This window comes from Shewanella hafniensis (assembly GCF_019655335.1).
Classification (GTDB): Bacteria; Pseudomonadota; Gammaproteobacteria; order Enterobacterales; family Shewanellaceae; genus Shewanella; species Shewanella hafniensis.
Genome location: NZ_BPFD01000005.1, coordinates 81,776 through 104,510, shown reverse-complemented (window position 1 = coordinate 104,510; position 22,735 = coordinate 81,776). Strand labels below are relative to the sequence as shown.

Genomic DNA, 22,735 nt, shown 5'->3' with positions numbered 1-22,735 from the left:
CCAGCGATTAGCTGGCTTTGGCCCGTAACTCAGGTGTTATGTCAGGCTGAGTTTTCACTTCTCGCTCAGCGTCACCCTCATGGGTGGACATACGTAAGGCATTAAATTCTTGCAGTTGGCGCTTCTCATAATTAATCAGATATTGATAAATGGCAATTTGAGAACGCACTTTTCGTTTGTTACCGCGATTCCGATAAGGATTACTTTGTTCCTTGTTAATGACACGTGCTTTAGTGTTGTCATTGAACTGTAAGGATAAAATATCCATTATCATCTGTTTTAGGCGCAGATCATAAATCGGCACACTCACTTCAACGCGATTATCTATGTTGCGGCTCATCCAGTCGGCGGAGCAGATGAAGAGTTTGTTCTCTCCACCAGCGTGGAACAGCATCACCCGTGAGTGTTCGAGGAATCGGTCGACGATACTATAGACTTCGATGTTGTCGCTGATCCCCGGAATTTGCGGGATAAGCGAACACATGCCGCGAATAAGTAACTTGATTTTGACCCCTGCCGCCGAGGCTTCATAGAGCTTTTGTACTAAGGATTCATCGAGTAAGTTATTTAGTTTTAAGGTAATCGCCGCCTTCATATGGCTCTGGGCATTAACGATTTCATTATCAATTAAGTGACTCAGTTTTTGTCTGGCATCGTAGGGCGACACAATTAAATGCTGGAAATTATCGCGGCGATACGGATGTTCAATCAAGTCAAATACTTGCTCTACTTCTCGGGCAATTTCTTGATTGGCGGTGAACAGCGACAAGTCAGTGTAGACCCGCGCTGTGCCTTCGTTAAAGTTGCCAGAGCCGACGTGACAATAAAGTTTGATTTCCCCTTGTTCTTCGCGGCCAATCAAGCACAACTTGGAATGCACTTTTAAGCTGGTGATACCGTGGTGAACTTTGACGCCCGCTTCGGCCAAGATGCGGGTCCATTCGATGTTGGATTGCTCATCGAATCTGGCCCTGAGTTCAATGACGGCGGTGACTTGTTTGCCGTTCTTCACTGCATCGATAAGCGATTGCATTACATGGGATTTTTTCGCCACTCGATATAAATTAATTCGAATAAAGCGCACCGCCGGATCGTAGGCCGCTTGGCGCACCATTTCGGTAAAGTGGGAAAACTTATGGTACGGATAATTGAGCATGATATCGCCCATCCGAATCGCATCGAAACTGTTGGCACTGCGGCCAAAACCTGCACTATTGAGCGCCGGTAGTTTTTCGTTTTCGAGGTAGTCGCGACTCGGGTTGGGGAAGGCGATAAAGTCTTTAAAGCTGTGGTAGCGCCCGCCTGGGATCAAACATTCGGTCGAGCTGATGTTCAGATTTTCTTTAAGCATCACTAACATGTGTTCAGGCATTTCTTTGTCATACACTAAGCGCACAGGCTCGGCGGTCAGACGTTTTTTCAATCCCTTAGTCATTTTCTCAAGCTGGGTTTGTTCAAGCTCGTCAGTGATATCAAAATCGGCATCGCGGGTTAACTTCATCGAATACACTTCGATGGCGTCGTACTCAAAGAAGGGGCCAAAGAGTTCATCCACGCAGTGGCGAATAATGTTATCTAATAAAATCAGATACTTTTTCGCTTTACTCTTTTCAGCTGGGAGTTCGATAAATCGCGGTACGTTTTTAGTCGGTACTTCGACTAAGGCGTATTGGCGACGAGCTTTAGTGAATAAACACACACACAAATAGGTGGCATCGTCGTTGATTTGTTTGATCAAATCGCGATTGTTATTGACGATAAGCGGAGCAATATGGCGTTTGAAATGGTCTCGAAAATGTTTTTTCAGCCAGTCGCTGTGGAACTCGCTTAATTGTTTCTCATTGATTAACAAAATATTACGACGCACTAGCTCGCGCATTAAATCCGTGTATATGCCATCGAATCTTTCTTGCAATGCCATCACTTTCGATTGGATTTTTGCCATTAAATGGCGACTGTTGCTGCGACCTTCCTGCAGGGATGACAGCAGAATCGAGCGCCTGACCGCAGCCACACGCACTCTAAAAAACTCATCCATGTTATTGGAAAATATCCCTAAAAATCGCACTCGCTCCACTAAGGGAACATTGTGATCGCAGGCTTCTTGCAATACCCGCTCATTAAATGACAACCAAGAGAGTTCTTTATCAATCGAAAGTTTATCGGTATTCGGGGACACTGCACAGCTCCTTTAAGCAAGCGTCATGGCGCAATATACAATAGCATTCATCCGTCTTTGTGCAATCAGATTTACTGCCGACAAGTGAAGGAATTTCAATGATAAATACTGCGCACACGCCAAAATCAGTCTGGGATTTATCTGGGATAAAGATACGAGGGAAATATGTCAGCTTGATGACGAGTGTGACAGAAATATGACCTTATGATGATCATCTTGGATTGAGCTTAAACTCTGCCCGTACAACTGCGCTTTGCGCATTGAGCACGCCACACGCGCAGCCAGTTTACGGGCAAAGCCAGCAGTCTTAACTCCTTGGGCATTATTGCAAACTATGTTATCTTGCTCGGCTTTTTTATCGCGGGAGTAAAAGGTATGTTTGTTGGATTTGATTATGGTAGTGCTAACTGCGCTGTAGGGATCATGCAGGGTGATGATGTGCAGTTATTGGCGTTATCAGAGCAATCAGCTTATTTACCTTCGACCTTATATGCGATGGACAGGGAACTGATCGCTGAGGCGGTTTATCGTGGTCTTCCTATTGAATTAAAAGCCGATTATGCCCAAAAACGTGCAGCGCAATTGAGCCGTGCCCGCATGGTGCGCCATGAGTTAGATCTCGACGCTGACGTTCAGGCTGTGTTTGTCGGTGAGCAGGCGGTGAGCGCGTATTTAGAGATGCCGGAGGAGGGATTCTATGTCCGTTCGCCAAAATCATTTTTAGGTGCAACGGGACTTAGACCCGAGCAAGTGGCCTTGTTTGAAGACATAGTTACCCTGATGATGCAGCACATTAAAGTGCGCGCCGAATCTGTATTAGTGGAAAAGCAGCTTCCCAAACAAGGCGCTACGGCAACGATCACCCATGCGATTATTGGTCGCCCGGTGAACTTTCAAGGCATAGGCGGTGAAGAGAGTAACCGTCAGGCTGAAGCCATTTTGACCTTAGCGGCAAAACGTGCGGGTTTCGTCGACGTTGATTTTCTGTTCGAGCCGTTAGCGGCGGGGATGGATTATGAAGCGACCTTGACCGATAACAAAACCGTGCTTGTTGTCGACGTAGGCGGCGGTACAACGGACTGCTCTGTGGTCAAAATGGGTCCAGCACATAAACAAAAAGCGGATCGCAGTGAAGATTTCCTCGGCCATAGTGGTCAGCGGATCGGTGGTAATGATCTTGATATCGCCCTTGCAATGAATGCCTTTATGCCGCACTTTGGTTTAGGCTCTTTAATGACCAATGGCAAGCCCATGCCCAGTAAAGCCTTTTGGAATGCGGTGGCGGTAAATGATATTAGCGCCCAGCGAGAATTCAGTACCTTAAGCAGCCGTAAACTGATTGATGAATTGGTGAAAGAAGCTGAGCAGCCACAGTTACTCAACCGACTGTTAAAAGTGCAACAACAGCAATTAAGTTATCAGCTCGTTCGCCAAGCCGAACGCGCCAAAATTGCCCTGTCAGATACCGATAATACTGATGTTAATCTGGATTTTATCGAAGCGGCGCTGCACGCGGGTGTGAGTCGTAATGTGTTTGAGAATGCCATTGAGCCTTCACTGACAAAAGTAGAAGCCCTGATGCACCAAGCGCTTGCGCAAGCGGCAAAAACCTTAGCGGCTGATGGCTCTTTGGCTCATGAGAATACCTCTGCCGACAATGCCGCAGAATGCAAACCCGATGTGATTTATGTGACAGGTGGTACGGCGCGAAGCCCTGCGATCTACGCGAAAATCGCGGGTATTTATCCCGATATTCCAGTCGTGGTCGGCGATCACTTTGGCTCTGTGACAGCAGGATTAACCCGCTGGGCACAAAAGCTATTTGCTACGCATTAATATACAAGCGCTAACATATAAGCACTCATATAGGCACTAATGCAAAAGGATGTAGGAATGAAAACTCTGTTTAAGTGTGCATTTGCGGCCACTGTTGGCTTTTTGCTCGCGGGTTGTGGTGACGATGTAGGTAAGGTGAGCTTAGGGCTTTTTACCACTAAGGATGTGATTATTGATGCTAAGCACGATCCTAAAATTCCTGGGGTGACTTGCCATATTAGCCGTATCGAAGCCAATTTAGATTTTGCCGATCCATCGGATATGGGCATAAGTTGCCGTCAAACTGGGCCAATTACTGCAGCCGATCTGGCGAAGATAGACATGGGTAAACATGGCGAAGTGATTTTTACCGAATCCCTGAGTATTTTATTTAAGTCATTAAAAGTGCGTCGGATTTACGATGCGCAGAACCAGACTCTGCTGTATTTGTCCTATTCGACGAAAGAGACCAATGGCAGCCATAAGCATGCGCTTTCAACAGTGCCGCTTTATGGCTCTGCGGCTTGGGTCGATCCTGCATTGAGTGCTGGAACGAAAGCGAATTAATCGCCGAAGAGTTTATAGCTTTGCAGTAAGTGTTAAAAATAAAAAGGGGCGGAATTGTTTATTCCGTCCCTTTTGTTTTTAAATGCCGCCAGCATTTAACCGCTAATGACATCACTCAATTACTATTCGCCATCTAACGGGTTAGCTTAAATCTTATCAAGATAGGTATCTTTATTTAGCTTTGGCCGCCAATACTGCGTTAAAGCGGTCAAACCCTGCAGTGAGATCGGCGATTAAATCTGCGGGATCTTCTAAACCAATATGCAAGCGAATTAACGGTTTGCTCGCATCCCACTTGGTCGCTGAGCGGATTTTATCAATGCCGAAAATGCCGAGGATCAAACTCTCGTAGCCGCCCCAAGAAAAGCCCATCTTAAAGTGACTCATATTCTCAACCAGTGCGGTGACCGCATCGGCATCGCCTTGTTTCAATACAAAGGAGAACAAGCCGTTGGAGGCGCTAAAGTCGCGTTTAAAGAACTCATGGCCGGGGCAGCTATCAAACGCGGGGTGACGCAGATGATCGACTTCTGCTCGGGTTTTCAACCAGTTGGCCACTTGCAGGGCATTTTTTTCATGCTGCGCCATACGCACGCCTAAGGTACGTAGACCACGTGCGGCAAGGTACACATCATCAGGGGAGGTGGTTTGTCCCATCAAATAGCTGTGCTCACGCAATTGTGGCCAGTATTTTTCGTTGGCCGTAGCCGTCCCTATCATCACATCCGAGTGACCGACTATGTATTTGGTCGCTGCTTGAATCGAAATATCTACACCCATTTCAAAGGGCTTGCTGTTGATTGGGGATGCCCAAGTGTTGTCCAGCATGGTGATCAACCCATGTTCGTGGGCGATGCGGCACAAGGTCGGTACATCTTGCACTTCCATGGTGATGGAGCCAGGTGACTCTAAAAACAGTACCTTAGTATTGGGGCGAATTAGGTCGCGAATGCCTGCGCCAATCAGCGGATCGTAATAAGTGGTTTCGATACCAAAACCGCCCAGAATATGGGTGCACAGATCCCGCGTTGGCTCATACACGCTATCGACCATCAACAGGTGATCGCCCGTTTTTAAAAATGACAGTAGCGCCGCACTGATCGCCGCCGCGCCAGAGGGATACAGCGCTGTACCGACGCCGCCTTCTAATTCGGCAATCGCGGCCTGAAAGGCAAAATGGGTTGGGGTGCCACGGCGGCCATAAAACATCTCGCCATTGGTTTTATTCTTCGCGGCGTGGCGCATTTCATCCATGGTTTCGAAGACGATAGTCGAAGCGCGAAAGACGGGCGGATTGATCACGCCTTTGGTCCATTTTTTGTCTCGACCTAAGCTGACGATTTGGGTGGCTTGATGATGTTTATCTGTCATTGGATCATTACCTTGGCATTTAGGTTGAACGAAGAGGTTGAACAATGTTCGAGAAGAACCATTGGAGATATCTAATCTATTGTTATGGCGGTCATCTTAGCATCTGCGCGCCGAAATAACAGACGGCGCTATGATGAGTTTGACTCATGTTATTGGCGCCTGTCTGTTCGGTCGTTAGATTTTGATACTGAGCTTAACGGCAACATGGCTCTTAATTTAAAGGCAAGGTTACTAGGATATCGACGCCATTATGCTCGCTGCGATTGCGGGCGAGGATTTGTCCTTGGTGAAACTCGGCGACCAATCGTGCGATATACAGACCTAAGCCTAGGTGGGGTTTGTCTTGGACTTGATTTATCCGTACCGACACCATGGAATCGAAAATCTGCTCTGACATATCAACAGGTAATTCTGGTCCTAAGTTACTGATAAGCAATGTCGCTTGCTTACCCACTTGGGTGAGCGTGACTTCGATAGCACTGTCTTTATCACAAAACTCAATGGCGTTGGCGATAAGCTTGTCCATCAACTGGGCGATATATTCCGGTACACCTTGCATCATCAGTGGCTGCTCGGGCACTTTTACGCTAAAGCCTTGTTCTGGATAGGTAATTTGATAACCTTGCATACAGCCACTGACCACTTGGGAAAGTGGGAACTTAGTGATGTCGGCCTGGGTTAAACTCTGCTCTAAGCGCGTTGCCTCGCTCATGTTATTTAAAATCATACTTAAGCGGCTGACGCCTTCTTGGGCGCGGTCGACATATTTCTGTGTGTCTTTATCTAAGGTTTGCAGGTTTAAATGTTCAAGGGATGAACGTACAACCGCCACGGGCGTGCGCAGCTCATGGGACAGGCGCGACGACATGTTTTCCAAATAGTGAGTGTATTGTCCAAGCCGGCCCACAATGCTGGAAAAACTGCGGGACAGATCGCCAATTTCATCCCGAGCTTTAGACGGTTTGAGGTGATTACGAACGCGGCCTTGGCTATCAATGGCATTTTCGGCTTCATCGCGCAATTTACGAATACGATTAGAAATACTCGAGGCGAAAAAGAACAATGCCAAAGTGCCCATGCTCATTATGGTCAAAATCACGTTAAAGAGTTTTTCCAGCGCGCGGTTACGCAGAGTGCGAATACCATGGGTGGTTTCTTCGGCGACGACGGCACCCATCACATTGTTATCAATCCAAATAGGGCTGGCGGCGGCAAGTACCACGGCTTTGTTGTCTGGGGTTAACCGCCAAGTCGAGCTTTGCTGACCCGCGAGGGCTTTTTGGATATGACTGCCATCAAGTTCAGTAGAGTCTTGCAAGGAGTCGATAAAGTCTTTGGGCGGCTTAGTGAGAATTTTATAATACAGCGGATGCAAGTAATCACGCTTGAAGGTTTCCCACAGCGTGGTGCTCTTTTCATCTTCTAAGGTGCGGGTCCACACGCTGTCGTTGGCACGAATATCTCCCGATTTTGCCAGTACGCGGCCGTGTTTATCGACCACCCAGATGCGTGAGCTATAGTGGCTCATGCCTTTGATAATGCTTTCAATTTCAGGCGATGGTACCAACACAGTGCCGAGATTATCGACCGTATCTAAGGCCGAGGTACCGACAACGGCTGCTACATCGCGATTTTTGCTGTCGTTAACATCGGAAATAGCAAAACCGAGTTTGCTGCCGACCATGTCTAAGGGAATACGCAGCTCGACATTGTAGCCCACATCTGTGGTTGCCCATTGTCCTTGAATGCGCACTTCAGGTTTGACTGGCACGGTTTGTTTAGGATTGGCGGGTAATTCGAAGGCGCTGATCCAGCCTGGTTGCGTGGTGGCAATGATATAGCGCTTAAATTTATTGTCGGGTGCGAGTGTTGCAATTGAAAGATGATCGTTTCTATCGACACTTAAGGCATTTCTACCGCGCAGCACCACAGTTGGGTCAATCACTCGAAAGAAGGCGTAAAGATAACCATCGTACTGACCGACCATGTGGGTAAAGCTTAAGGTTAGCGGCGCGTTGGGATCGGCGCGCATGATCAGGTGCGCCTCGTCGTACTGAAGAAATCTGTGCTGATATTCTTCCCATTCATTGAGTTTGCCGTCGAGTAGAATTGCCCCATTGAGCTGGTAGGCGTAGAGATCGCGACTCTTCTCCACTTGTTTTAAAAAGCTCGCTTGTCCATCGAACAATTTCGGCCGTTCGTGCAATGCGGTGGCCAGTGCCTGAGTGGTGCCTTCTAGGGTACGTTCTTGACCGTGGCGAAGATACTTTTCCATCTCCCACACATATTGATACCCCAGCCAAGGTAGGCAGAGCAAAAATAGACTAAGGCCGATGACTTTAGTGCGTAGACCAAAGGGGAAACGTGTCATAAGTTAAGGGTCAGCATCAATGGGGTTAAAAGTGTAATCATTCAAGGTTGTTTGGTTCAACACCGCGCTTAACGGTTTGTTAAGCCATAGATCAGGCTAAGCTGTCCCAGCGATAACCCATGCCATAAACCGTATCGATACAGTCAAACTCAGGCGCGGCGACAATGAACTTCTTGCGAATGCGTTTCACATGGGAAGTGATTGTGCTGTCATCGACAAAAATCTTCGCCTCTTGCATTAATTCATGACGGCTGCGCACATGGCCAGGGTGTTTGGCTAATGCATGTACCATCCAAAATTCGGTGACAGTCAGCTCAATCGGCAACTGGTTCCAATAGACTTGCATGCGATTGGCATCAATCGTCAGTGGACCACGTTCGAGCAGGTTTTCCTGCGCCGTTTGGCTGGCAGCAAGTTCGGAGCGGCGAAACAAGGCCGCTAAACGCGCAGTTAAATGGGGGAAACTCACTTCTTTACTCAAGTAGTCATCGGCGCCTAAACGCAGGCCACAAACAGTATCAAAGTCACTGTCACGGGCGGTCAAAAAGATGATCGGCAGCGTGCTCGACATCGCGCGCAGTGACTGACACAGCATAAAGCCGCCGTCAATTTCATTACCTAAGCCGATGTCGATAATGGCTAAATCCGGTAAACGAGTATTAAAGGCTAACATGGCCGATGGTCTGTCGGCATAGGTTTGCACGCTGTAACCGTGTTGTTGCAGCACGTCCTTGTAATTCTCGCGAATGGCGGCTTCATCTTCCACTATGGCGATACGCTTCATAGAGCCCTATTCCTATTGACTTGGGGGAGTAAGTTTTCGTGACTATACAGGATTTTACCCGAGATAAAAGGCCACAAATGCAATTGCCATTTTGTTGCCACAATTGATAGTTGCATTGCCATTTTCCATCCCTGCTCATGCCATTCCACTTGTGTTTAATAGCCCCATTCAGTTTTGTGCCCGTTTGACCTGATGTGGTGTTGAGTGGATTGCTTCAGGTACGAGTCCAAGCTCAGCTAATAATCAAAAAGGAATGAGATGATGAAAAAGACACTAATTAATCTATTGGTTTTGAGTTTATTAAGCGCACCAGTAGCCAGTGTGTCGGCGCGGGTTTCACTGCAAAATCAAGTGATAGGACAAGACCTCACCCTAGAAAATGATGCCTATGCTAGCGGTATCGCGATGGATGACGAATACGCAAGCGAGGACGAACAACCGGAAGCCCTCATTGGCCTCGGTGGTGGAGCCTTAGTGGGGGCGTTAGTCGGTGGTCCAGTGGGGGCCATTATTGGTGCGTTCACAGGCACCTTAATTGGCAAATCAGTCAGCGATACAGACACACTGCACGTTCAGCAAAGACAGATCCATTTGCAAGAGTCCCAGTTATCCGAGTGGAGTGTAAAACAGCAAGCCGCCGAAAAACGGGCAAGCGAATATACCAAGGCGCAGCAAGAGCTTGATGAGTTGCTGTCAGCGCAACGTCAATTGCTCAGTGAACTCGCCTTGGGGCTTAGCGTACAGTTTCGTACCGGTTCCTCTGAGGTTGAATCGCATTTTTTGCCTCAATTAGATGATGTGGCTGAGGTGATGAATTTGTCACCAGAACTCAATCTTGAGCTGAAGGGTTATGCCGACCGCCGTGGTGATGAGAGTTACAACCAAGCCCTTTCTGAGCAGCGTCTACTAGAGGTGCGTGGCTACCTGATTAAGCAAGGCGTCACTGCCGAGCGTATGACCACTCAAGCCTTTGGCGCTTTATCGCCTTTGCAAGCCGACCAAGACAGAGAATCGGATGTGTTCGACCGCCGCGTGACATTAACACTACAGCCTCATTTGGCCTTGACTGCAAGTAATGCTGCTGACTAGCGGTCAATTTAAGCTGTCCATTTTACGTCGTTCATATTAACGACAACCAACATCAGTTCATATTTGTTAATAGAGGAAGCCTTTGTGATGATCACAGGGAAAAGGGTAAAAGAAGTGAGTGATGCGGTAGCGGTATTGCTGATCAGTGCCGCCGTGTGTTGGGGTTTGCCCTTTGTGGCATTGGCTTCGCCGAATAGTACCGGCACATTATCTGTGCCACAGAATATGGCTTCGGCATTGGTCGGGCAAAATAGTGCTGAGTCACACATCATTAATTACGATGATATTACGCAGGGGCTGTTGCTTTATCGTCAGCCGAGCGGCGCTTGGGTGCCATCTTTGCCGCTCGATACACAAGTGTCGATGCAAGTCTCTGGCTTAAGTAATCGCGTGAGTGTGAAACAGGTTTTTCGCAACAACACTGAATTTGTGTTGAATGGGCAATATTTGTTCCCGCTGCCCAATGAGGCTGCGGTGGATTCGTTGCGATTACATATAGGCCAGAGAGTGATCGAAGGGCAAATTCATCCTAAGGCCGATGCCAAGCAGATTTTTGAGCAAGCGAAAGCTGAAGGCAAACGTGCCAGCTTAGTGAGCCAAGAGCGGCCTAATATGTTCACGACCGAAGTCGCAAACCTAGCACCTCAAGAGGAGCTGATTGTAGAAATCAGCTATCAGGAGACCATTAAATATGAAGATGGTTTGTTTAGTTTACGTTTTCCGCTGGTGGTCGCGCCCCGTTATATTCCGGGATTAACATCGGATTCAAGTGCTAGCGACTCACATGATCCTATGGCACAGGTGCGCCAATCAAGCCGAGTGACAAGTTCGCAGGTGTTTGATGCTGACCGGATTGTGGCACCAGTGCGGGACGGCGCCAGTGGACGCGATCCTGTGCTGAAGGCAGACATTCAAGTCTTACTCGCAAAGGGGGTTGATAAAGCGTCCATTGAGAGTCCTTACCATGATATCCAACTTAAGCAAACCAATAGCGGCGTCGATGTCTCACTGGCACAACGTGTGCCTGCTAATCGTGACTTTGTATTGCAATGGCGTGTACAGCAGGGCACAAGTCCTATGGCTTGGGTGTTTAATCAACAGGGTAAGACCCATAAACCCGATGGCGATAATGTGTCTCAGGACACGCTTGAAACCAGCACAGCCAACGGCGTAAATGAAGATAATTACAGTCTTGTCATGGTGTTGCCTCCTAAGGTCGAAAAGAGCAACCAGCCGAGCTTGCCCCGTGAATTAATTCTGGTGATAGATACTTCGGGTTCTATGGCGGGGGATTCTATCGTTCAAGCCAAAAATGCACTGCTATATGCGTTAAAAGGACTCAAGCCCGAAGACAGTTTTAACATTATCGAATTTAATTCCAGTCTGTCTCAGTTTTCAGCGACACCACTACCGGCGACTTCGTCTAATTTGTCCCGCGCCCGTCAATTTGTGAGCCGTTTACAGGCCGATGGTGGCACCGAAATGGCGCTGGCATTGGATGCTGCATTGCCAAAATCCTTGGGCAGTGTTTCGCCCGATGCTGTGCAGCCTTTGCGCCAAGTGATCTTTATGACAGACGGCTCTGTGGGCAATGAGCAAGCCTTGTTTGATTTGATCCGCTACCAAATCGGTGAGAGCCGCTTGTTTACTGTTGGCATAGGCTCGGCGCCTAATTCTCACTTTATGCAAAGGGCGGCTGAACTGGGTCGCGGCACTTTTACTTATATTGGCAAAGTGGATGAAGTCGACGAGAAGATCAGCGCCTTGCTGAGCAAAATTCAATATCCCGTATTAACCGATATTCAAGTGCGTTTTGATGATGGCAGTGTGCCCGATTACTGGCCGTCACCGATTGCTGATTTGTACCGCGGCGAGCCTGTGCTTGTGAGTCTAAAACGCAGCGCCCGTGAGCCGCAGGAATTAGTGATTTCAGGTCGCCAAGGGCATAAAAACTGGCAACAGTCGTTATCGCTGCAGGACAACTCAGCAGGACTTATTACCAATCAAGGTGCGGGTTTAGACTTGTTGTGGGCTCGTAAACAGATTGGCGCACTGGAGCTGAGTAAAAATGGTGCGAATGATGACAAGGTTAAGCAGCAAGTGACGGCTTTATCGATGAATTATCACTTAGTCAGCGCCTATACCAGCTTAGTGGCGGTGGACTTAACTCCAATCGATTCAACCGCAATGAGCCGCGATGCCGTGGTGCGTCAGCACTTGCCCTTAGGTTGGCAACCCTTTGGTGCCTTACCGCAAACTGCGACATCGAGCCGTTTGGATATGTTATTGGGTGCATTGACCTTGCTACTGGCCTTGGTGCTTATGGGCTCGATTTTACGACAAAAACGCGAAGAGAAGGCGGCCATGATGGCGCTTACCAGTCATCGATGAACCATGAACCAATGAACCAATGAATCATGAACGACGAGTAAAGCGCGATGAGCAAAGGCCGAACACAGCGGTTTTTAGTAGTGGGATTATTTTTAATTGGTGCAACATTGTTAGGAAAGGGACTCTATATGCAAGCTAAAGCACACTTTGCCCAGTATTTGATTGAACAGGCGTGGACTAAAACCTTAGCCGATGGACAATCCCATAAGCCTTGGTCATGGGCAGATACTTACCCCGTCGCAAAGCTGTCGATTTATCGTGAACAAGCGGCTAAAAACGATATTGAAGCCGAGCTTAATGACAGTTTATATGTATTGGCGGGGGCTTCTGGGCGAAATTTGGCCTTTGGTCCGAGTCTAGTGTTGTCCAGCGCGCCAGCGGGGCAAAAGGGCAATACTGTGATTGCCGGACACAGGGATACGCATTTTGCCATCCTTAATGGCATGACGGTAGGGCGTCGATTATCGCTGCAAACGCTTAAGGGAAATCACATTATTTATGAAGTAGTTGCGACTCAGGTGGTGCATGAAACTGAAACGCAGTTTATGGCGCCATCCGCTGATAATCGCTTAACCTTAATCACTTGTTATCCCTTCGATACGCTTCAAGGCGGCGCCGAACTGCGCTTTGTTGTGCAGGCGATACCCGTTGAAGATGAGCCAATGGAGACAGTTAGTGCTGATGTATCAACTTCAACTAGGGATGGGATGCCAGGGAAGGTCGCTTCTTTATCGCGCAGTTTCACCCATTAGGTCGCAAGTTAATTTAAGCCTTAGCGCAATCTTCAACCAAAGCGTTAAGGCTGCTTTGAGCTAATAATGTTAACTAAATAATGCTGAATAAATAGTGCTTATCAGTAACCGTCAAAAGACCTTCACTTAATCGCCTTAGCCTGAAGCTGAATCATCGGCTCCAGGCTCATTCATTGCGTTGCGGTTATCACAACTAGGTTAATATACTCATGCCATTAAACTTATGTCATTACAATCAGGTCATTACAATCAGTTGCTGATCGGTAACACACGGTTTCGACCTAAGCGTTTAGCGTCATAAAGCAATTTATCTGCCGCTTCAATCAATTGCATGCCCGTTTGTTTTTCTTGCCATTGGGCAACCCCAAATGAGGCACTGATATTATTGATACGCTCGTCTTTACGTCTGTCTTTTAAGCTGAGTTTTTCGAGTCCACGGCGCATGGCTTCAGCCAGTTGCCTTGCAATACGTAACTGACTTTTAGGCACAATAATCGCAAACTCTTCACCGCCAAAACGATACAGTTTCGCGCCATCGCGGCAGGATTCCTGTAGCCGTTTTGCCACGGCGCGTAACACTTGGTCGCCGAGCTGGTGGCCGTAGGTGTCGTTAAACACTTTAAAATGGTCGATATCGGCCAAGATCACGCAGGTGCCTAAGGGCGCTTGGGCTAACATACCGGCAAAATCGCTGTCGAAGGCGCGGCGATTAAAGCAGCCAGTTAGTGCATCGTAGAGCACATCTTTTTCTGTCTGTTCGAGCTTTTTCTTTAGCGCATCGATTTCGGTTTGCGCTTTCTGCAATTGTCCGGTAAAGAACTCAGTGCTCGAGCGAATATTGTCTGACTCTTTCACTAAACTGCGCACCAGATCGAGCACTTGCTCAACACTAAAACCCTCGTCTTCGATGCGGTTGAGCTTTTCAAAATTACTCTCGATGCGCGACTGGAATTCATTGGCATCCAGATTGGTATCTTTGAGCGATTGGGACAGCTCAGTCACCATAGCATCCAGATTCTGGCGCATTTCGCGGACATCGAGTTCAACGGGATCGGCAACATACTGGCGATATAAGAGTTCGCTACTCACAGGAGGACAAGTGTTGTACTGGGCGATAACGGTATCGAGTCGTTGATTTAATTCGGGATTCTGTTCACCAACATAAGTGTACCAAAGCGCATAGTTAACCGGGGTGGTCGGAATTTTATGTTTGAGCATCAGAGGCACTGCTTTTTTGAGATTCAGTGCAGCGGCTTGTAATAACTCTAGCGACATATTGTTACCTTACTTAATGAAAATGCACGGATATTTTAAGATTTTCGCTATTTTATTCTGTTGTTATCTGTTCAAAGCTAACCGCAAGCATCGTCGGCTCGATGAAGGCATGAACACCGTTTGTGCTTGGGCAGCAGCGACTCCGTTTGCGCTAAGACTTCCATCATTAACTAAAGATGATATGGTAAAGTCTATCCTTAAAATCAAATAATGATAATAACTTGGGAGAAAGTTGTGAAAAATATCCTCTTAGCCACAAGTCTGATGGCCACTATCTCATTACCCGTCTTTGCTGAAACCGCATTTGTGCAAAGCCTCGATCTCGCGCAATACCGAACCGATGTTAAAACCTTAGCCAGTGACGCCTTCGGTGGACGTGCGCCCTTGTCTGAAGGTGAAACCTTAACTTTAGACTATTTAGTGAAAGCATTTAAAGATATGGGTCTCAAACCCGGATTTGGCGACAGTTATCTGCAGGCCGTGCCTTTGGCGCAAATTAGCGCAGATCAAAATATGCAGCTTGATATCGGCGGACTTAAATTTGCCAATGGCAGTGAATTTACCGCGAGAACCCAAAGAGTCGCCGAAACCGTGAGCCTGAATAAAAGCGATGTGGTGTTTGTCGGCTACGGGATCAATGCACCCGAATATGGTTGGAACGATTATCAAGGGTTAGATGTAAAAGGCAAAACCGTTATCGTGCTCGTGAACGACCCAGGCTTTGTGACTCAAGACCCTGCGGTATTTAAAGGCAATGCCATGACCTATTACGGTCGCTGGACTTATAAGTATGAGGAAGCGGCGCGTCAAGGCGCCGAGGCTGTGTTTATTGTTCACGAAACAGCGCCTGCTGCCTATGGTTGGGGTGTGGTGCAAAACTCCAACACAGGCACTAAGTTCACTCTGGTCGATGCTAATAATAACCAAGGTCAAGTTGGCGTGATGGGCTGGGTTCAGCACGAAACCGCGCAAAAAATATTCGCCAAAGCGGGACTGGATTTCGATAGCTTAAAACAGCAAGCAGCCAAGCCAAACTTTAAGGCGATCCCACTTAAACTAAGCGCCCAGCTCACGTTAAACAATAAAATTGAACGCGCTGAGTCCCATAACGTTGCGGCTTTACTGCCCGGCAAAATGCGCCCCGACGAAGTGGTGATGATGCATGCCCATTGGGATCATCTTGGTACTGTGATTGAAGGCGGTAAGTCAGAGATTTTAAACGGAGCGGTCGATAATGCCAGCGGTGTGGCGGGGGTTTTAGCCTTGGCGCGTTACTTCAAACAGCAAGCCAAGACGGCGCCACTGGATCGCTCGGTGCTCTTCAGTGCCTTTACGGCGGAAGAAACGGGTCTGATTGGTGCACAGCATTTTGCTCAGCATCCGAGTGTGCCCACGAAGAACATCGTCGCCTTTTTAAATATCGATGGCATGAATGTGAACAAGGGCGTGGATTACATTTTGCGTTATGGCGAAGGTGTGTCTGAGTTGGAGCAATACTTAGATAACGCCGCGAAGGCCCAAGACCGTTCGGTAAAAGGTGATCCAAGACCGCAGAATGGGTTGATGTTTAGATCAGACCACTTTGCGCTGGCACAACAAGGTGTACCTGGATTGCTCTTTATGAGCCTTGGCGATACCGATCCTGATTATATCGCCCATAAATATCATAAGCCTGCCGATGATTATGATCCAAGCTGGAATTTAGGTGGTGTAAGCCAAGACCTAGACCTCATCGCCAGTATGATTACCACCTTAGCCAATAGTAGCGATTGGCCCCATTGGCTTGAGTCATCTGACTTTAAAGCCAAGCGCGAGCAAGATGGCCGTAAATAGTGTTAATGAGTTGAATTATAAGGGTGCCCAGTAGGTGCCCTTATTTTTTGGACTGATTTTAGCTGAGAATTGAGCGATAGTTTTAGCGAGGCGTAGCGATTTAAGACAATAACAGTTTTAAGGGAATATAGTTGAATTAAAAAGAATAACTGATGGAAAGCATAGGGCCGATAAAGCTGTAATAGATATTGTAATCGGCGATTTGAGTGTCTTTATTCGGCGAGTTTTGGGCGATATCCACATCCACTTTGTAGTAGTTATAGGCCACGCTCATACGCCAGTTTTGAGTGATTTGTGCATCGACCCCCACTTTGATATCAACGAGCTCGCCTTTTACATCATTGAGTGTGATGTAAAAATACTGTGCATGGCTGGTGACTTGCCAACCGGGAACAAATTCATACTGACCATAAATGCCAAAGTCCGGCAGTGGTGCAGTGACATTTTCATCAACAATGCGCGGTATCGCTTGGCTACCACAGACATTATTGAGTAGTTCCGATGAAGCGCAAACCCCAATCACACCTTCAAAACCTGTCTTGATAAACATAGTGTGTAAACCAAATGACAGACCCACATCATAGTTACTGCCTTGAAAAACATCATAACCATAACCTAAACGCAGTACATCGATGTTTAAGGTTGAACTGAGCTTACCGCCGGCTTTGATATCGTAAATGGTGTCGTTGATTTCAAGCTGGAAGGGTTTGGCTAAGGCTTGGGTGTCGGCGCTGCGGTGGAGTTGTTTCCAGTCGAGGTAGATATTGTGCCGCTCGTTAAAGTGATAATTTAACTCAATAAAAGGCAGAAATTCGTTTTCAGCGAGTTGTAGATCGGACTCATAATCTAAGGTGAAATTATTACCCGAAACTGGGTTAGTGACTTGCATATTAGTGTCTGACTGCGAGTAAAAACCGCCTAACTGAATAGTAAAGTCATCGGCTTGCACTTGAGTGCTGGCGAGTGACGCTATGATGAGGGGCAACAGGCGAATCGACATGTTAAGGAGTAACTCCAGCATTATTCTTATTATGTTTAGCGATAAGGTCAGACTTTAGTGCCATAAAAAAATCGACATTTGGAGTTTAACAGCAAATTTTGCGATGTGAATAAAATGTTTTAAAAAATGCGAAAATTTGTGATTTAAAACAAAAGTAGGACTTATTTTAGCGCTATTGAATGAAATTTGAGCGAAACATCACATCAATTGTGGATTGAAGGGCTGACACAAGGGAAGGGTAAGAGCTTCTTAGGCATGGCTTCAGTATTGCAGCTTTGCTTTTGGCGCGATATGCCGATGGATGTGAAACACGTAAATGGAGGCGTAATCAATTTAAGAATAGCTAGCGGCGTGATACCGCTAGATATTAAGTTGTCCCTCGTCCGCTATTTAGGCTCGATAACGGGCGCTACAGACGTTTCTACATTGTCAGTAATAACCACTTTGGGGCTATTTGGCTCATCTTTATTAAACATGCCTAAACGGATGCGAATAAAGTGTAAAATTTGCGCGGCAATATCCACATTCAAACAGGATTCTAAGCCTTCAAATCCTGGGGATGAGTTTGCTTCGCAAATTTTGTAATGGCCGTTATCAAACAATAAATCGATACCCGCAACATCGAGATCGAGAATATTGGCTGTTTGCGTGGCAAGCCATTCAATTTCAGGGGTGATTTGAAACGGACGTGCTGAACCGCCAGCACTGACATTGGCTTTAAAGCTGTCTTCTTGACCACGCCTTTCATAGCAACCCGCAACACGACCACCGATAGTAAATACCCGAAGATCGCGGCCATGACTGTTAGCGATAAACTCCTGCAGAATGATGTTAGCGTTTTTGTTGGTCGCTTCAATCAACTGCATTAGATCGTCAAATTCTCGTGCTTTATGGGATAAAAACACACCGCTGCCCTGTGAACCAGAAAGCGTTTTAATCACCACAGGAAAACCGAGATGGCGCTCTACGAGGGCGATATCAACGGGGAATTTAACCAACATAGTTTTAGGCGTAGGCAAATTTTTCTCGGCCAACAATTGCTGGGAGAATAATTTGTCTTTAACGATTTCAATGGCTTTAGAAGGATTGAGGCAATACACCCCTAATCTTTCTAAGTGGCGAATAATGGCTAAGGCAAAGTAAGTTGTGCCAGATCCCATTCGCGGAATAATAAAATCGGGCAGCTCAACGGCTTGCCCATTCAATAAAATACTCTTGTTATCTTCTCTGGTGACAGTGAGATCAAATTCATCAGGTGCGTAAACTTCCAACTCTATGTTGTCGGCTTTTGCTGCCGCCAGTAGACGCTCAATTTCATACCATTCAGGTTTTAGCTGAGTCGCGGTTTCTTTATATAAAATCCAACCACGCATTTAGTAGCAAACCTTAATCTTCATTCTTTATCCTCGGGTTCAGGTTCATCCTGAACATCATCTTCAATATCAAATACAGCCTCAACTTCTATTTCAGGCTTGGTTGCAGGCAAATGCACTGTACCAACCACGGCATAAAAGGGTTTCCCCATGGCGAGCCTGCGATACTTTACCCAGATCTGCTCTAACAAGCTACTGGGCGCGATATTTCCTTTGGCGACTTCCACAAATTGAGCTTCATCGGAGGTACAGGGCAAGGATTTACCTTCGGCGAGATTCTTCATTGCATGACCATGCAATTCAAGCAGTTCGGCTTCCTTATTGGTAAAATCGCCGCTTCGTTTGAAGCCTTTGGGGAAATTAGTGTCGTCGTAGAAACGTTTTTGCGAGACAAAACTGGCAGCAGCTGAGCCGTTAAACGTCTCAGAACCCTTGTTAGCGTTTGAAAAAGACTGTTCAGACATGGCAGATACCCTCTAGTTTTTGATATACAAAGATTTGCAACTGGAGTATTGGCTAGTATTATTGATTTATAAATCAAAAAAATTTGCCTATGTTGGTCAAGAATTTTTATGGATACCGATTTACTGAAAACCTTTCTTGAAGTCTCCCGTACTCGCCATTTCGGTAAAGCGGCCGAGAATCTGTATCTCACGCGCAGTGCTGTGAGTTTTCGAGTCAAGCAGCTTGAGAGCATTTTAGGCGTCGCGCTGTTTGAGCGTCAGCGTAATAACATTCAGCCCACCCCCGCAGGCGAGCGCATGCTTGGTCATGCAGAGGCAGTATTAACGGCGTGGGAGCGGGCGAAACAAGATGTTTCCCTGAGTCAGTTACAGTCTACTCAGCTTGCCATTGGTGCAGGGCCGAATATTTGGGATGCCTATTTGCAAGGTTATTTACAGGGATTGCATGTGGGGCTACCCGGCGTTGCGCTGCGCACCGAAGTGCTGCCTGCCAATGCGATGACACGCCAATTAATGGACCGTACCCTCGATATCGCGATTTCATTCGATCCGCCAAAGCTCGATCAATTTGAATTAGTGCAGCTGGGGCAAATTAATTTGTTGTTGGTTTCGAGCTTGAAAGGTCAAACGCTGAATGCCGTGGTGCCGGGGCAATATGTGAAAGTAGATTGGGGAACGGCGTTTAATATTGTGCATGCGCAGGAATATGCCTCGCTGCCTGTGCCAACGCTACATACGAGCTCTGCGCGTATCGCTTTGGATTTCATCTTAAATAATGGTGGTTGTGCTTTCTTACCCGAGCATTTGGTGCAGCATGCTTTGCGCTGCGGTGAATTGCATCACGTTAGTGGCGCCAGCGCTATTTCACGAAATGTGTATGTTGCCTATTGGGCGGAAAATGATCGTTTAGCCCAGATCAAACAAGCCATCGACTTTTTAAGGGACGATGGCTCAGTGTTTTCTCATGCGACTATCTAAAACGTCGGTGTTAAAACACCAGTGGCGCGAGTACAACCAGCCAAGTTAATCCACAAAGCGCAAGACTCATAAAGACGGCAGCCGAGGCAATGTCCTTGGCTTGGCCACTTAATGGGTGAATTTCACTGCCAACACGATCGACCACAGCTTCAATCGCCGAGTTTAAAAGCTCAACAATCAACACGATAAACAGTGTAAAAATCAGCAACAAACGTTCAATCGTGCTGATATCAACCCACAAAGCCACGGGTAACATGACGATAGCCAACATTAATTCTTGTCTAAAAGCGGCTTCGTGGACCCAAGCGGCTTTTAAGCCCTTCATCGAAAATCCCGTCGCTCTGAAAATGCGTTTAATACCGTGATTGTTGGCTGGTTTCATAGTGTTTCCAATAGACATTAGCGACAACGCGCTGAGGTGCTGCTCATTCAAACTGGCTTGATAAAACCAACGGTTGTAGATTTTAACATTTGACTGAGTCAATAAATTTGGCCGCAGTATAGCCCGAGATGAAAAGCGCATAAACAATTAACTGAGTAAAAATGTTATCAACATTCGTTGTTAACTTAAGCGCTTAGTGAATTTCGGCATTTTTTTAGTGCAACTTGAGCTATGGGTTCTAAGCTTGTTGAAGGATATATTGCCAGAGTGAGCAAGGGAATGACTCATACCAGTCCGTTACAAGATTTAACATTTCATTGGTTTATCCGCTTTCGGTTTTTCAAACAACGTCTGTTCTTACTCAGTCTGCTCATTTTCTGTTGTTTCGATCCAGTGACCTATGCAAAAACATTACCACCTTCAATACAGTTGGCAACTGAGTTTGATGCCCAGCAAGAGATTAATATTCACGACTTTTTGATTAGCGAAAAACTTGATGGAGTTCGAGGTTACTGGAACGGAGAGGCATTATTGACTCGGCAAGGTAATCTTATTGCTGCTCCAACTTGGTTTATCGCGAATTTTCCGAATTATCCCCTCGATGGTGAATTATGGCTTGGGCGAGGTCAGTTTGAAGCGATGTCGAGCATAGTTCGACAAACCTTAGCTAAGGATGATGATTGGCGCAAAGTGCGATTTATGGTGTTCGATGTGCCTAAGGCGGGTGGCGACTTTCAACATCGCTATCAATTTGCGTTGACCGAATTAAGCGATAAATCGCATTATCTTGAAGTTATAGCGCAGTTCCAAGTGGACAGTCTGGAAGCCCTGTATCAAAAATTTGATAGCTTAGTTGCTAAAGGCGCTGAAGGATTAATGCTACATCGTAGCTCCGCGACGTATGTCAGTGGCCGCAATCCTAATTTGATGAAATTAAAACCCTATTATGATGCTGAAGCGACAGTGATCGGCCATATACCAGGGAAAGGTCAATTTGCAGGGCAAATGGGTGCAATAAGAGTGCAAACCCCAGACGGCCGGATTTTCAACATAGGCACAGGTTTTAATCTCGCAGAGCGCCAACATCCTCCCGCTGTGGGTGCAATCATCACCTATAAATATCTGGGTCTTACCGTAAATGGCTTACCCAGATTTGCCAGTTTCCTGCGGGTACGCAGTGATGTGGATGAGGGTAATAAAGTCATTTCATCGCAAGAAGGAAACTAGCGGGGCAGTTCTGCCCGCAATACTGCTCCGCTAGTATTTAAATCATTACTCGTAAAAAGTGACTGTAGTAAGTAGTTGTTCACTATAATTAAAAATATCGTCTACTGAACTAATGGGATGACGAGTTTCATTTTTATTAGCATCCATTAATCCTAGGTATTTTTGTTTAACCTAGCGAATACTGGCGTATCACGATGAACGTTAATGTATAAATTAAAAAAACCTTCAATATTTACTGATTAATTGGCAATGATTTCACTCTTATGTCGCCTTAATTTGACAATTCAGGTGCAAACCACATTTAATCACTTAATCATGGCGGTAGATAAGTTTTGACTGTGGAAGGATTGAATGAAATGAAAGAGGCGAGAGTGCAACGCATCTTGATGGTGTGTATGGGCAATATCTGCCGCTCACCGACAGCACAAGCTGTGTGCCGCTTTAAGGTTGCGCAGCGTAGGCTCAATATTGAGGTGGACTCTGCGGGTACTATTGGTTATCACCAAGGGGATACGCCTGACCGCCGTGCTATGGCGGCGGGGGAAAAGCGGGGTTTTAGTTTCGATGGAATGCGGGCTCGGCAGGTTGTGGATGCCGACTTTGAACATTTTGATTTAATTTTGGCGGCGGATAAAGCCAATTTAGCGGATTTGCGTAGTCGTTGTCCGCTTGAGTATCAGTACAAGTTACAGTTAATGCTCTCTTATGCGGATACGCAAGTGACGGAAGTGCCGGACCCTTACTATGGTGGCGAGCAGGGCTTTGAACTGGTGTTGGATTTATTAGAGCAGAGTTTGGATGCCTTGCTTGATAGGTTGACCTCTGGTGCGCAAAAGTAGTTGCGCGTGACAGTGTTTGTTAACGCGACATCTTCGTTTATGAAA

The 22,735-nt window shown here is 46.7% G+C and carries 18 protein-coding genes; 9 read left to right on the top strand and 9 right to left on the bottom strand.

Annotated features, from left to right (window positions below; translation table 11 throughout):
* Positions 1-7: 7 nt before the first annotated feature.
* Positions 8-2,179 (bottom strand): polyphosphate kinase 1, encoded by a 2,172-nt coding sequence (ppk1, locus tag K5Q99_RS03100; protein WP_220776015.1) that lies wholly within the window; start codon positions 2,177-2,179, stop codon positions 8-10.
* A gap of 375 nt (positions 2,180-2,554) precedes the next feature.
* Here ppk1 and yegD point away from each other — a divergent pair, with 375 nt between their 5' ends.
* Both yegD and K5Q99_RS03090 read left to right on the top strand, forming a co-directional pair.
* Complete coding sequence (gene yegD / locus K5Q99_RS03095; RefSeq protein ID WP_220776014.1) at positions 2,555-4,015, top strand: molecular chaperone; 1,461 nt, start codon at positions 2,555-2,557, stop codon at positions 4,013-4,015.
* Between the two features lie 57 nt (positions 4,016-4,072).
* A complete protein-coding gene (locus K5Q99_RS03090; RefSeq protein WP_106650302.1) occupies positions 4,073-4,561 on the top strand; it encodes a CreA family protein in 489 nt (162 codons plus the stop codon).
* 171 nt (positions 4,562-4,732) lie between these two features.
* Here K5Q99_RS03090 and K5Q99_RS03085 read toward each other — a convergent pair whose 3' ends face one another.
* From K5Q99_RS03085 to pdsR, 3 genes are all read right to left on the bottom strand, one after another.
* Positions 4,733-5,932, bottom strand: coding sequence for a cystathionine beta-lyase (locus K5Q99_RS03085; RefSeq protein WP_220776013.1), 1,200 nt, complete (start codon positions 5,930-5,932; stop codon positions 4,733-4,735).
* A 211-nt stretch (positions 5,933-6,143) separates the two neighbouring features.
* The gene (gene pdsS, locus K5Q99_RS03080; RefSeq protein WP_220592741.1) at positions 6,144-8,303 is read right to left on the bottom strand and encodes a proteobacterial dedicated sortase system histidine kinase; all 2,160 of its coding nucleotides are present in this window, start codon (positions 8,301-8,303) and stop codon (positions 6,144-6,146) included.
* Between the two features lie 91 nt (positions 8,304-8,394).
* Positions 8,395-9,087 (bottom strand): proteobacterial dedicated sortase system response regulator, encoded by a 693-nt coding sequence (pdsR, locus tag K5Q99_RS03075; protein ID WP_106650305.1) that lies wholly within the window; start codon positions 9,085-9,087, stop codon positions 8,395-8,397.
* Positions 9,088-9,345: 258 nt separating this feature from the next.
* Here pdsR and pdsO point away from each other — a divergent pair, with 258 nt between their 5' ends.
* The 3 genes from pdsO (at position 9,346) to K5Q99_RS03060 (ending at position 13,319) form a co-directional block, all read left to right on the top strand.
* Positions 9,346-10,176 carry a sortase-associated OmpA-like protein PdsO gene (gene pdsO / locus K5Q99_RS03070; protein ID WP_220776012.1) on the top strand — a complete coding sequence of 277 codons (831 nt, stop codon included), beginning with the start codon at positions 9,346-9,348 and terminating at the stop codon, positions 10,174-10,176.
* Between the two features lie 87 nt (positions 10,177-10,263).
* Positions 10,264-12,567, top strand: coding sequence for a marine proteobacterial sortase target protein (locus K5Q99_RS03065; RefSeq protein ID WP_220776021.1), 2,304 nt, complete (start codon positions 10,264-10,266; stop codon positions 12,565-12,567).
* A gap of 47 nt (positions 12,568-12,614) precedes the next feature.
* Positions 12,615-13,319, top strand: a complete 705-nt coding sequence (locus tag K5Q99_RS03060) for a class GN sortase (RefSeq protein ID WP_220776011.1) — start codon at positions 12,615-12,617, stop codon at positions 13,317-13,319.
* A 249-nt stretch (positions 13,320-13,568) separates the two neighbouring features.
* Here K5Q99_RS03060 and K5Q99_RS03055 read toward each other — a convergent pair whose 3' ends face one another.
* A complete protein-coding gene (locus K5Q99_RS03055) occupies positions 13,569-14,594 on the bottom strand; it encodes a GGDEF domain-containing protein (RefSeq protein WP_220776010.1) in 1,026 nt (341 codons plus the stop codon).
* Positions 14,595-14,804: 210 nt separating this feature from the next.
* Between K5Q99_RS03055 and K5Q99_RS03050 the strand changes: the two genes are divergently transcribed.
* Positions 14,805-16,427, top strand: coding sequence for a M28 family metallopeptidase (locus K5Q99_RS03050; RefSeq protein ID WP_220776009.1), 1,623 nt, complete (start codon positions 14,805-14,807; stop codon positions 16,425-16,427).
* Between the two features lie 136 nt (positions 16,428-16,563).
* Here the strand turns inward: K5Q99_RS03050 and K5Q99_RS03045 are convergent, their stop codons facing one another.
* From K5Q99_RS03045 to K5Q99_RS03035, 3 genes are all read right to left on the bottom strand, one after another.
* Positions 16,564-17,427 carry a DUF481 domain-containing protein gene (locus K5Q99_RS03045; protein ID WP_106650311.1) on the bottom strand — a complete coding sequence of 288 codons (864 nt, stop codon included), beginning with the start codon at positions 17,425-17,427 and terminating at the stop codon, positions 16,564-16,566.
* A 386-nt stretch (positions 17,428-17,813) separates the two neighbouring features.
* A complete protein-coding gene (locus K5Q99_RS03040; protein WP_220776008.1) occupies positions 17,814-18,800 on the bottom strand; it encodes an ATP-grasp domain-containing protein in 987 nt (328 codons plus the stop codon).
* A 20-nt stretch (positions 18,801-18,820) separates the two neighbouring features.
* Positions 18,821-19,264 carry a MaoP family protein gene (locus tag K5Q99_RS03035; protein ID WP_220776007.1) on the bottom strand — a complete coding sequence of 148 codons (444 nt, stop codon included), beginning with the start codon at positions 19,262-19,264 and terminating at the stop codon, positions 18,821-18,823.
* Between the two features lie 108 nt (positions 19,265-19,372).
* Between K5Q99_RS03035 and hdfR the strand changes: the two genes are divergently transcribed.
* Positions 19,373-20,242 carry an HTH-type transcriptional regulator HdfR gene (gene hdfR, locus K5Q99_RS03030; RefSeq protein WP_220776006.1) on the top strand — a complete coding sequence of 290 codons (870 nt, stop codon included), beginning with the start codon at positions 19,373-19,375 and terminating at the stop codon, positions 20,240-20,242.
* A 10-nt stretch (positions 20,243-20,252) separates the two neighbouring features.
* Here the strand turns inward: hdfR and K5Q99_RS03025 are convergent, their stop codons facing one another.
* Positions 20,253-20,624 carry a diacylglycerol kinase gene (locus K5Q99_RS03025; protein ID WP_006086380.1) on the bottom strand — a complete coding sequence of 124 codons (372 nt, stop codon included), beginning with the start codon at positions 20,622-20,624 and terminating at the stop codon, positions 20,253-20,255.
* A gap of 279 nt (positions 20,625-20,903) precedes the next feature.
* On the opposite strand from K5Q99_RS03025, the gene K5Q99_RS03020 reads away from it, so the two are divergent.
* Positions 20,904-21,851 carry a DNA ligase gene (locus K5Q99_RS03020; protein ID WP_220776005.1) on the top strand — a complete coding sequence of 316 codons (948 nt, stop codon included), beginning with the start codon at positions 20,904-20,906 and terminating at the stop codon, positions 21,849-21,851.
* A gap of 356 nt (positions 21,852-22,207) precedes the next feature.
* Entirely contained in the window at positions 22,208-22,690 is a 483-nt protein-coding gene (locus tag K5Q99_RS03015) for a low molecular weight protein-tyrosine-phosphatase (RefSeq protein WP_220776004.1), read from the top strand.
* The last annotated feature ends 45 nt before the right edge of the window (positions 22,691-22,735 follow it).